The organism is Paenibacillus sp. LS-5 (assembly GCF_056121505.1).
In genome coordinates, this window is the sequence record NZ_JBWAVA010000013.1 from 148,918 (window position 1) to 160,307 (window position 11,390).

The following is an 11,390-nucleotide window of genomic DNA, read 5'->3' on the forward strand; positions in this document are numbered from 1 at the left end:
ATATAATAAGGACAGAGACGGTATCGAATATCGGGCTGTACTCTGGAAGAAACCTTTTATATCAGGGGATTTGCTGTTAGATTCACCTTCATAACTGTATTTCACGGTTACGTTGGATTCTGCTCTGAGCCGTAAGGACCGAGACAGAAGGGACGATCGCGAGTGACTCTTTTTTGCCCATCGGACCTTTTTAGCGGACTTTTGCTAAAAGGTTTTTTTGTTTGCGCGTTTACGCGTAATTATCTGCGAAAAGGGGAATGGGAGCCCATGGCTGACAAACATGCGCTAAATATTGTAAAAATGAAAAAAATGAAAACGGATGGTGTGCCGCTGAGCATGCTGACCGCTTATGATTATCCTTCGGCCCTGCTGGCTGAGGAAGCGGGTATTGACCTTATACTGGTAGGCGATTCTTTGGGGAATGTAGTTCTTGGATATGACACCACCTTGCCGGTGACTATAGAAGATATGGTGTACCATACCCGCTCGGTCACCCGGGGGGCTCAGAATACTTTTATCGTGGCTGATATGCCGTTTATGACCTATCATGGCAGCATCGACGAAACCCTGCGCAGCGTGCGAAGACTGATGCAGGAAGGACGGGCACAAGCCGTCAAAATGGAAGGCGGACTGGAAATTTGTGATACGGTATCGGCGGTAGTGGCTGCCGGAGTTCCGGTACTTGGCCATATCGGCCTTACCCCGCAGTCGGTGAATATGATCGGCGGTTACCGTATTCAGGGCAAGGATGCCAAGGACGCCCAGCGGCTGATGGATGAAGCGAAGGCGCTTGAAGCTGCCGGTGTGTTCGGGATTGTACTTGAGCTGGTAACGGAAGAAGTGGCTGAAGCCATCTCCAAAGCCGTCAGCGTTCCGACCATTGGAATTGGTGCAGGCCGTTATTGTGATGGACAGGTGCTGGTTTTCCATGACTTGCTACGGTACGCATCTCCATACAGGGAGAAACGGTTTGTCAAAACCTATGCCGATGTAGGCACTCTGATTCGTGAGGGAATCAGCAGTTATGTCCAGGAAGTGAAGAACCGTGCCTTCCCGGCAGAGAGTCATGTGTTTAATGCAGAAGAGCATGTGCTGGATTCTTTATACGGCGCGGCCGCAAAAGGAGAGAAATAAGATGAGAGTAGTCAGAACGGTACAACAATTGCGCGAAGCACTGGATTACCTGCGGATGGGAGGACATACGCCAATCGGCTTTGTACCGACGATGGGCTATCTCCATGAAGGACATGCCAGTCTGATTCGCAAAGCGGGAGAAATGACCAACACTGTTGTGATGAGTATTTTTGTCAATCCTCTGCAATTTGGACCAAATGAAGATTTCTCCTCTTATCCGCGCGACGAACACCGTGATCTTGAGCTTGCAGAACGCGAGGGTGCCGATATCGTATTTATTCCTTCAGTGGAAGAAATGTACCCTCAGCCTATCCGTACCAAGGTGACAGTGGACTCACTGACAACTCAGCTGTGTGGGGCTTCCCGCCCTGGACATTTTGACGGTGTAACTACAGTAGTAAGCAAGCTATTCAACATGGTGCAACCGGATTATGCTTTTTTCGGACTGAAAGATGCCCAGCAGGTTGCCGTTTTGCGCCGGATGGTATCTGACCTTAATATGAATGTGGAAATTGTCGCCTGTCCGATCGTCCGCGAAGGGGATGGATTGGCGCTAAGTTCAAGAAATGTCTACCTTAGCAGTGAGGAGCGCCAACAGGCTCTGGTTCTTTCCCGCTCGCTCCGAGAAACCCGTAAGGCGCTGGAAGAAGGAACCGTGAGAACGGTGGAGGAAGCACGGACGCTGCTGGTCTCGATTATTTCTTCTTCGCCGCTTGCGGTCATCGATTATGTGGAAATTCTCTCCTTTCCGGGCCTTGAATCTTTGGAGGACGGGGCACTGCTTAGCCATGCTGAGGGAGAGGTTATTATGGCACTCGCCGTGAAGTTCGGCAGAACCAGGCTGATCGACAATAATGTATTTATTCCTAAGGAGGTACTCGCTCTTGTTTAGACATATGATGAAATCCAAAATCCACCGTGCCACTGTAACGGAAGCTAATCTGAATTACGTGGGCAGCATTACCATTGATGAGAACCTGATGGAGGCAGCCGATCTGCTCGAAAATGAAAAAGTGCAAATCGTCGATAATAATAACGGTTCCCGTCTGGAAACCTATGTCATTCCCGGCCCCCGCGGCAGCGGCGTGATCTGTCTGAACGGAGCTGCTGCCCGGCTGGTTCAGCCTGGAGATACCGTAATCATTATCTCTTATGGCATGTTGTCTGCTGAAGAGCTGGCTACACATAAACCAACAGTTGTATTCGTGGACGCAGATAACAAGCCGGTTAAACTGGCGGATCATGAACTGCATGCAACCATTGCCTAAAGCTTAAGTCATGCAATGAATGCCAGGGATGAAGCGGCCCGTACTTGTGAAAAATGAAGGCAGGCAAGCTTAAGCTGATTTCATTTTCAGTAAGGGTGGGATGTCCCGTGTTTCAACATTTATTTGCTGAGATGAACAAGATGCTTCAGGAAATTACCGCCGACTTCCCTACTGCGGAGGGTACCCGCCGGAATGACCTTTTATGCAAGTACAATATGCTCCACAAGCTTAGTGACGAGGTTATGGATGAATGGCTATCCTTTGCGGAGAAGCTGAGTGATTTCCGTCAAAATGCTGACTTTACTCTGCCTTCCGAAGAGGAGATTCCCCAGGCAGAAGCACCTGAGCTTTTTATGGACTCTTTTGTCCGTGGCCAGGGTTACTACAAGCTGCTTATGTACCGGAAATGCATCGAGCAGTTCAAAGATGTTATCGCCCGATACCCGGACAGTCTGGCAGCTCGCCTATATTTGGCAATGGCTTATCTCCAGGAGGAGGAATTAGACGTTTCCTGGAGTCATCTGAATCACATGCTTGCCCTGATTCGTGAGAAGAAACTCAAGGCTATGATCTACAATGCCCTGGGCTGCATCCGGGCCTCCCAGGAGCGCTATAGTGAGGCTCAGGAGCTCTTCAGCCTCTCCTTGCAGCATGATCCCCAGCTTGTTGAGCCAAACGTCAATTTGGAGGTCTGCCGCAGGCGGGGAGGCAAGCTGCAATTCGGGCACCAGCTGGTTTCGCTTTTATAACCATTATTCCTCCATTAAAGCGATGTATCCCGCTAACCCAGGGGTGTACATCGCCTTTTTTCGTAACTTCTGTTATGCTGATAAGGAGTCTCAAGTGAAAGGGATTAGAACTTATAATGAAATTTGCCGTGCTTGATTTTGAAACTACGGGAACCCAATCCGTGGGTGAGATCATCCAGGTTGGCCTTGCCATTATAGAAGAAGACCGGTCTATTTCCCGGGTGTACGGTTCCTACGTCAAGCCCGGAACACCGATCCCCCCGTTTATTACAGGATTGACCGGTATTACAGACAGTGATGTGCAAGATGCACCTGAACTGGATGAGATGATGATGGAGCTTGTCCCCATGCTCGATGATGTCGTTCTGGTTGGACACAATGTGGCTTTTGATTTTCATTTTCTGCAGAATGCGCTCGACCGGTGTGGCTATTTGCCGTTCCAGGGCCGGATTCTGGATACGATTGATTTTCTTAAAATATGCTTTCCGTCATTGACCACTTACCAGCTCGGTGCGGTAAGCACCTATTTCGGCCTGACACATGACCGTCCGCATCAGGCAGACAGCGACGCCCATGCGACTGCACTTGTGCTGCTGAAATGCCTGGAGGAACTATACAGCCTCCCTCTCCTGACTATCCAGCGGCTGAATGAGCTGTTTGCAGACGAGGACAGTGATCTGGCCTGGTATTTTGACGGGCTGCTTCGTGAACGGGAAATGGAGACCTTCCAGCCTGAAGGAGAACTTACTTTCTACCGTCAGCTTGCACTGGCTGTCGGGGATTGGTCAGAGTTGTCCCCCCCCCGTGAGGAGGGAACTGGCAATCCTCTGCAGAATATTACCTTTGAGGAATTTATGGAAGAGGTGACTGTGCGGCTGAAGGAGACTTTGCCCCAGTACGAGAGCCGTGAAGCCCAAGAGATTATGATTCACGAGGTCATGGCGGCCCTTGAGGGTGACAAGCATCTCTTGATTGAGGCAGGAACGGGTACAGGTAAATCGCTGGGATATCTGCTTCCTGCTATTTATCACAGTGTGCGCTCAGACCAGAAAGTAATGGTGAGCACACATACCATCAACCTTCAAGACCAGCTGCGTGAGCGCGACATCCCGCTATTGACGAGTGTCGTGCCGTTCCCGTTTAAGGCTGCAATCTTTAAGGGAAGAGGGCACTATTTGTGTCTGCGAAAGTTTGAACAAAGAATAAACAAAAAGGACTTTACAAGTCCGAGGGAAGAAGCGCTTACTGCGGCACAAATGATTGTGTGGCTGACGCAGACCCAGTCGGGTGATGATGAGGAGCTGAATCTGAACGGCAGAGGCGGTGATTTCTGGGAGACTGTGGCCAGTGATACGGACTCATGCCTTGGACGATCCTGCCCCTGGTTCCGCAAATGCTATTACCACCGGGCTAAGCACGAAGCCGGGATTGCGGATGTCGTAGTGACCAATCATTCCAAGCTATTTGCTGACGTCAAAGCGGGGCATCAGCTGCTTCCAGCTTATGAGCACCTTGTTATTGATGAGGCCCATCATCTGGAGGATATTGCAGGTAAACACCTGGGCATGCAGATGAAATACTTTACCGTAGCCCATACGCTTACACGTCTCTATAAGGACAGCCGGAGCGGCCAATTGCCGGCTCTGCGTCAAACACTGCAGTCTTCAGGCAGTGAGCAGGCGGCGGAATGGAGCGGGGTGATCGACAGAATCTACCCGGATTTGCTTACGGTTAAGGAATCGTGGGACACGCTTAGCGACAAACTGTTTGCCCTGCTTCCAGAACGTAGTGATGCCGCAGCCGGGGAGGCCGGACAACTGGTAGCACGTTTGCTGCCAGGCAAGAAGCCCAAGGATTGGGAAGAGCTGGCTGCGCTTGAGAACACTCTACATCTAAGTCTTAGTGAAATTATCCGCAAGGGCGATAAGATGCTAAGTGAAATGCGTGAATCGGAGAGCCAATCGTCATCGGACAGTCTGGTGACGGATATCGGAGGGTTGTTCAAGGATTTAGCCTCCATACGGGAGCAAGTGCGGTTCTTCATGAACCTGAACGACGAGAATATTGTCTACTGGATGGAAGGCAGCGGTAACTATCGCGGGAAGTCGCTGCAGCTCTATGCGGTGCCAGTCGATGTCAGCGCCCAGCTTAAGGAGCTCTTTTTTGATAAAAAGAAAAGCATAGTCCTTACCTCAGCTACTTTGTCCGTTGATAAGTCCTTTCAATTTATGATTGACAATCTGGGACTTAGTGAATCCGCAGAACAAGGAAGGCTGATGACAGCTCTGCTCTCGTCGCCGTTTAAATACCGTGAACAGGCTCTTCTGGTCATCCCGCGTGATTTCCCCAGTGTCAAAGGCAGCGTGGGCGATGCCCGTTTTGTCGATAAGCTGGTGCACTCATTGGCTGAGGCAGCTGTGGCAACACGGGGGCGGATGCTTGTACTTTTCACTTCTTATAAAATGCTGCGCCAGGTCTATGATCCTCTGAAGGAGGCACTCCTCTCTGAGGATATCACTGTACTGGGGCAGGGAGTGGAAGGGGGCAGCCGGAGCAAGCTGATCCGGCGTTTTCAGGATAGTGCAGCTTCTGTGCTCCTTGGAACCAGCAGCTTCTGGGAAGGTGTGGATATTCCCGGGGAGGCTTTAACCTGCCTTGCCATTGTCAGATTGCCTTTTCAGCCGCCGAACCATCCGCTTGCGGAGGCTAAGGCTGAACTGCTTCAGGCTCAGAAAAAGAACCCGTTTATGAAGTTGTCAGTCCCCCAGGCCGTTATTCGTTTCAAGCAGGGTTTCGGACGTCTGGTGCGTACTGCGCAAGATCGGGGTATTGTTATTGTATACGATACAAGGGTTATTGAATCTTATTATGGAAAGTACTTTCTCTATTCGCTGCCTGGACCCAAGATGGAACATATGCTGACAGATCAGATGGTTCCGCGAATTGCGGAATGGCTGGAAGACGGCAGTGTATCTTAACCTGCAATCATTTCTATTATAGTCAAAGAACAACAAAACTCCGTTTTCTTGGCGTCCGGTTCTGCTGTGACGCCGGGGAATGGACTAAGCTCACAAAACTTGGTTTATGCTTACGAAGTAAGTTTTGTACGAAGTAATATTATGATGCAATGCTCACAAAACTTGGTTTATGCTTACGAAGTAAGTTTTGTACGAAGTAATATTATGATGCAATGCTCACAAAACTTTTAGGAGGAGAAAATATGAAATCGGATAAAATATCGGAGGCCGTGGTACGCAGACTTCCAGTGTATCTGCGCTTCCTGAACGATCTCCTGAAGCGTGAAATCTCCACCGTATCTTCCCAGGAACTGGGACAAAAGCTTGAACTGAATCCAGCCCAAATCCGCAAGGATCTGGCTTATTTCGGGGATTTCGGCAGAAAGGGTATCGGTTATGATGTCTCATACCTCATTGAGAAAATCCGCCATATCCTGAAGCTTGACCAACAGATCAACGTGGCGCTGGTGGGGGCAGGTAATCTTGGTCACGCTCTCTCTAATTACAATGCCTACTTGAAGGACACCATGAAAATCACTGCTGTATTTGATTCCTATGCTCCCAAGGTGGGGCAGCAGATTAACTCACTTACCGTGCAGCCCATGGAAGAATTGGGAAGCACAATCCGTAAGCAGGGCATCCGTATTGGAATTATTACGGTACCGGATAGCGAAGCGCAGAACGTTGCCGATATTCTGGTCGATTCAGGCATTGAGGCCATTCTTAATTTTGCACCGGTGATCTTGAAGACCCCGTCTAATATCAGGGTTCATGCCGCTGATTTTACTACTGATTTGCAGAGTCTCGCCTATTATTTGCATGATGGAAAGGACGAAGTGGAAGATGCACAGCAATAAGATTGTAATTGTAAACGGCCGATTTCTGGTTCCGGGTACTGAGACACCAGTACTAAGCGGCTATATGACTATAGAAAAGGATATCATCACATACATAGGAGAAGCCAAACCTGTCATTGAAGAAGGTACGCAGACTATTGACGGAAGCCGCCTGCTGTTCATGCCGGGGCTGGTCAATACCCATGGTCATACAGCAATGTCGCTCCTTCGCGGATACGGTGACGACATGGTCCTTCAGAATTGGCTGCAGGAGAAAATGTGGCCAATGGAAGAAAAGTTCACCGGAGACGATGTTTTTTGGGGAACCTCATTGTCTGTACTGGAAATGCTGAAGGGCGGCACAACCACCTTCCTGGACATGTATGATCATATGGACAGGGTTGCCGAGGTTTCAGAACAATCGGGCATGCGTGCTGTACTTATGCGCGGGGTTATCGGACTTTGTCCGGAGGATGTGCAGAACCATAAACTGGCAGAAGCGATAGCCTTTGCCCGCAATTGGCATGGCAAGGCGGATGGAAGAATCACGACAATGATATCCCCGCATGCCCCTTACACTTGTCCTCCTGAATTTTTCGTAAAGTTTGTTCAGGCTGCCCATGATCTGGACCTGCCTATGCATACGCACATGTCGGAAACCCGGCGGGAAGTTGAACAGAATGCGGCGGATTACGGCTTGCGTCCTGTTGCACATCTGGAGAAGCTGGGGATGTTCACCCGCCCGTCGCTTGTGGCTCACGGAGTTCATTTGAATGATGAAGAAATAGAGATTTTAGCCCGCTACAACGTAGGGGTATCGCATAATCCTGGCAGTAACTTGAAGCTCGCAAGCGGGGTAGCACGGGTACCGGAGCTGCTGCGGGCGGGAGTCAAGGTATCGCTGGGCACGGACGGTGCTGCAAGCAACAACAACCTGGATATGTTCGAGGAGATGCGCCTGGCTGCTCTGATCCACAAAGGTGTGAGCGGAGATCCGACAGCTGTACCGGCACCGGAAGCATTGCTGATGGCGACCGAATATGGTGCACAGTCCATATTCCTTGGCAATACAGGACGGCTGGCTCCAGGGATGAAGGCAGACTTCATAGCTCTAAATATCGACCAGCCCCACTTCCTTCCGCATACGGATTTGCTTTCCCATGCCGTCTATTCGGCAAGTGCCAACGATGTAGAACATGTATGGGTGGACGGCAAGCAAGTGGTGAAGAATGGTCAATGCCTGACCTTGGATGAGGAGCTTATCCGCCGCAAGGCGCAGGAGACCTTCGAGGGCCTGCTGAAACGGTAAATGAACAGGATCAATGACGCATCCAGAAGAAAGGGAGCTGCACTTTGAAGAAAAGAAGAAAATGGCTTCTGCTGGGGATCCTCCTGGTTCTGCTCCTTCTGTTCGGACTAAGCCAGTTCTATGCTTACGTGATGAAAGACCAGTGGAACGAACGCAGTGCAGCCAGAGAGGTTGCTGAAGCAAGGGCAGGGCTGACCAAGGTAACCAAAGCACAGAAGTCCGTCTGGGACGAAAATTCGATATACTGGGTGCTCACAGGACGTAATGCAGCTGGAACGGACCTTATGGTATGGGTGCGTTTTACCCGGGATGGCAAACCCGCCGGAGGCGACAACGATGTGTATGCGGAAGAGTTGTCCAAGGGCATGTCGGAGCAGAAAATCCGCTCCGTCATAGCAACGGATCTGCCGGGAAGCAGCATTGAACGGCTTTTGCCCGGAGTGTATAACGGAGAATATGCCTGGCAGTTATTTTACAAGCTGGAAGGCAGGTATTATTACAAGTTTTACCGATTTGCCGATGGCAGCGCGATTGGAGACGGCTACAGCTTACCAAGCCGATAAAGTGCTAGAGTAGAATATCGAGCGGGTAGATAGTAATCTGTCTACCCGCTTTTTTGTATATGGGGAAGATGAAAGATAGGCTGTATTAACGGATATATCAGCCGATATATACTTTTGATGAAGACATAATTATAACTTTGATATAAAAAAACAAATAGTATCCAAAGAAAAAAGACCGCAACACTAAATGTTGCGGTCTTTGGTGTCGATATAAGGGGAAATGAGCTGTCAGTATGCCCAGAAATTAGTACTGAAAATTTTAAATATATTCACACTTTTCTTCGAAATCGTATATACACCTATGATATACTACTACTTGTACTAAGGCATGCTAAAGAGCATGTCAGTCTCGGAAGAGCGGTAGACACGCTATTTCATATCTATTCTATTATGTAACTTGTTTTTTATTATTGAGAGGAGGACGTTTCATGAAGCTACGCCTTATGCCTGTACTGCTAACGTCTTTGCTGTCTGCTGCGTTGCTATTCGGAGGCTGGTATTCCTATCGGGAGTTCGCCGTGCAGGAGCCGCTTCGGAAGATAGTATCTGCTTATGAGGGAGTGAATGATTCCCATATCTCTATTAAACGTAATGAGGTTACTTTGAAACTTGATTTGAAGCCGGGCACAAAATTACGTGAACTTGTTCAGTACGTAAATACTGAGGGAAGATCGGCTATTAACGGCCGGGCACTAAAACTGGATGTGGAGCAGCATTCCAGTCAGCTTCTGGATGAATATTGGGATCAAGCGATGTTCTCGGTTGCTGAAGCGATGGAGAGCCGTAAATATACATTAATTCCTGCGAAGTTGGATGAACTGAAATCTCAGAATCCCAGTTACAGCAGTGTGGTCGCTACAACAGAGATCGATGATAATAACGTATATGTGAGCCTTAGCGACGGTAAGGAAAGCAAATTCATTATTTTACCACGCGCAGCGGCAACGATGGGAGTGTGGAATAATGCCTAAGTTTTGGAAAGAGGTAGTCATCGGATTTGTTCCTGTACTGATGATTTTTATGGCGTTTATCGGCATTAATATTTTTCCGGTTATCATTGCGGCCGGTATGGTTGGCGCACTGCTGCTTATTGCACATCTGCGCGGCGGATTAACAGTGAATGCCGGAGGAGACAAAAAACGTAAGAAGAGCGGCCCTTCGAAGCTGACCTTTGAAGAAATCGGAGGACAGGACAATGCCAAGCAGGAGCTGCGTGAGGCGCTGGATTTTCTGATCCGCCATGAAGAAATCAGCAAATTTGGTATCCGTCCGCTCAAAGGGATTTTGTTGACAGGCCCTCCGGGGACCGGTAAGACTCTTATGGCCAAAGCTGCAGCACACTATACAAACTCTGTATTCGTAGCTGCATCAGGCAGTGAGTTCGTGGAGATGTATGTCGGTGTCGGCGCCGGACGCGTACGTGATTTGTTCAAGGATGCACGGACACGCGCTTTGAAGGAAAATAAACAGAGCGCGATTATTTTTATCGATGAAATTGATGTCATCGGCGGCAAGCGCGAAGGCGGACAGCAGCGTGAGTATGATCAGACACTCAATCAGCTACTGACCGAAATGGACGGAATTTACAATAATGATACGCCGCGCATTCTGCTGGTCGCGGCAACGAACCGCAAAGAAATGCTGGATTCAGCGCTGCTGCGTCCCGGCCGCTTCGACCGTCATATCCAGGTGGACATGCCGGACAAGAAAGGCCGTAAATCTATTCTCGATCTCCATGCCCAGAATAAACCGCTGCATGAAGGGGTTAATCTGGATAAGATTGCAGAAGAGGCTTACGGTTTCTCCGGTGCACAGCTCGAGAGTGTGATGAACGAAGCAGCGATCTACATGATGCGTGAGAACCTGACAGAAGTGGAGCAACGGCATCTGTCGATGGCAATCGATAAAGTGATGATGGGCGAAAAGACAGACCGGGAGACGAACCACGAAGAGAAGAAACGGGTGGCGATCCACGAACTGGGACATGCCATTATGGCCGAGCTGCTGCGTCCCGGTAGTGTCAGCCAGGTTACGCTTACGCCGCGCGGGCAAGCGCTTGGGTACGTACGGCATAACCCGCAGACTGAGCAGTATCTGTATACAAAGGACTACCTGGAGAATCAGATTATGATTGCGCTGGGCGGAGCAGTAGCAGAAGAAATGTACTATGGCGGAAGAAGCACCGGATCACGTGGTGACTTCGATCAGGCGCTGAATATTGTGGAGACAATGATGAAGTCGGGACTGACTTCACTTGGGATCGCTAATCTGCAAATGGTTACCACCGAAGAGTTAATGAAGGAAAACAGTAAAATACTGGATGAATTGATGGTGCGTACTCATGAGCTTCTCGGGAAGCAGCGAAATGTATTTGATTACTCTCTTGACATATTAATGAAAGAAGAAGTTCTCTCCGGAGAGCAATTTCGTTGTCAATTTCGTGACAGTGTCCTTTTACCGGCATAATTCTTTATGCCGGTTATTTTTTTTTACTTTTCAGACATGCTAAGATAT

Annotated in this window: 10 protein-coding genes; all 10 read left to right on the forward strand. The window is 49.2% G+C overall.

The annotated features are described in order from the left end of the window. The first annotated feature begins 267 nt into the window (after positions 1-267). The 10 genes from panB (at position 268) to AC0MA3_RS18900 (ending at position 11,342) form a co-directional block, all read left to right on the forward strand. The gene (gene panB / locus AC0MA3_RS18855) at positions 268-1,134 is read left to right on the forward strand and encodes a 3-methyl-2-oxobutanoate hydroxymethyltransferase (protein WP_379162441.1); all 867 of its coding nucleotides are present in this window, start codon (positions 268-270) and stop codon (positions 1,132-1,134) included. 55 nt (positions 1,135-1,189) lie between these two features. Continuing rightward, positions 1,190-2,026, forward strand: a complete 837-nt coding sequence (panC, locus tag AC0MA3_RS18860; RefSeq protein ID WP_379162564.1) for a pantoate--beta-alanine ligase — start codon at positions 1,190-1,192, stop codon at positions 2,024-2,026. Further along, positions 2,019-2,402, forward strand: a complete 384-nt coding sequence (gene panD, locus AC0MA3_RS18865) for an aspartate 1-decarboxylase (protein WP_379162444.1) — start codon at positions 2,019-2,021, stop codon at positions 2,400-2,402. Before panC ends, panD begins: the two co-directional genes overlap by 8 nt. A gap of 107 nt (positions 2,403-2,509) precedes the next feature. Beyond that, entirely contained in the window at positions 2,510-3,151 is a 642-nt protein-coding gene (locus tag AC0MA3_RS18870) for a tetratricopeptide repeat protein (protein WP_474657285.1), read from the forward strand. 116 nt (positions 3,152-3,267) lie between these two features. Next, the gene (gene dinG / locus AC0MA3_RS18875) at positions 3,268-6,129 is read left to right on the forward strand and encodes an ATP-dependent DNA helicase DinG (RefSeq protein WP_474657286.1); all 2,862 of its coding nucleotides are present in this window, start codon (positions 3,268-3,270) and stop codon (positions 6,127-6,129) included. Positions 6,130-6,371: 242 nt separating this feature from the next. Then, positions 6,372-7,025: a redox-sensing transcriptional repressor Rex gene (locus AC0MA3_RS18880; RefSeq protein WP_379162453.1), complete on the forward strand. Its 654-nt coding sequence runs from the start codon at positions 6,372-6,374 to the stop codon at positions 7,023-7,025. After that, complete coding sequence (locus AC0MA3_RS18885; RefSeq protein ID WP_379162456.1) at positions 7,012-8,313, forward strand: amidohydrolase; 1,302 nt, start codon at positions 7,012-7,014, stop codon at positions 8,311-8,313. Before AC0MA3_RS18880 ends, AC0MA3_RS18885 begins: the two co-directional genes overlap by 14 nt. Positions 8,314-8,357: 44 nt before the next feature. Beyond that, a complete protein-coding gene (locus AC0MA3_RS18890; RefSeq protein WP_379162459.1) occupies positions 8,358-8,876 on the forward strand; it encodes a cell wall elongation regulator TseB-like domain-containing protein in 519 nt (172 codons plus the stop codon). A 428-nt stretch (positions 8,877-9,304) separates the two neighbouring features. Beyond that, a complete protein-coding gene (locus tag AC0MA3_RS18895) occupies positions 9,305-9,847 on the forward strand; it encodes a hypothetical protein (protein WP_379162461.1) in 543 nt (180 codons plus the stop codon). Continuing rightward, positions 9,840-11,342: an AAA family ATPase gene (locus AC0MA3_RS18900; RefSeq protein WP_379162464.1), complete on the forward strand. Its 1,503-nt coding sequence runs from the start codon at positions 9,840-9,842 to the stop codon at positions 11,340-11,342. Before AC0MA3_RS18895 ends, AC0MA3_RS18900 begins: the two co-directional genes overlap by 8 nt. Positions 11,343-11,390: the final 48 nt, after the last annotated feature.

Coding starts and splice junctions, on each gene's coding strand:
- AC0MA3_RS18895 (WP_379162461.1), top strand. CDS start 9,305: ATGAAGCTACGCCTTATGCCTGTACTGCTAACGTCTTTGCTGTCTGCT.
- dinG (WP_474657286.1), top strand. CDS start 3,268: ATGAAATTTGCCGTGCTTGATTTTGAAACTACGGGAACCCAATCCGTG.
- panC (WP_379162564.1), top strand. CDS start 1,190: ATGGGAGGACATACGCCAATCGGCTTTGTACCGACGATGGGCTATCTC.
- panB (WP_379162441.1), top strand. CDS start 268: ATGGCTGACAAACATGCGCTAAATATTGTAAAAATGAAAAAAATGAAA.
- AC0MA3_RS18880 (WP_379162453.1), top strand. CDS start 6,372: ATGAAATCGGATAAAATATCGGAGGCCGTGGTACGCAGACTTCCAGTG.
- AC0MA3_RS18900 (WP_379162464.1), top strand. CDS start 9,840: ATGCCTAAGTTTTGGAAAGAGGTAGTCATCGGATTTGTTCCTGTACTG.
- AC0MA3_RS18885 (WP_379162456.1), top strand. CDS start 7,012: ATGCACAGCAATAAGATTGTAATTGTAAACGGCCGATTTCTGGTTCCG.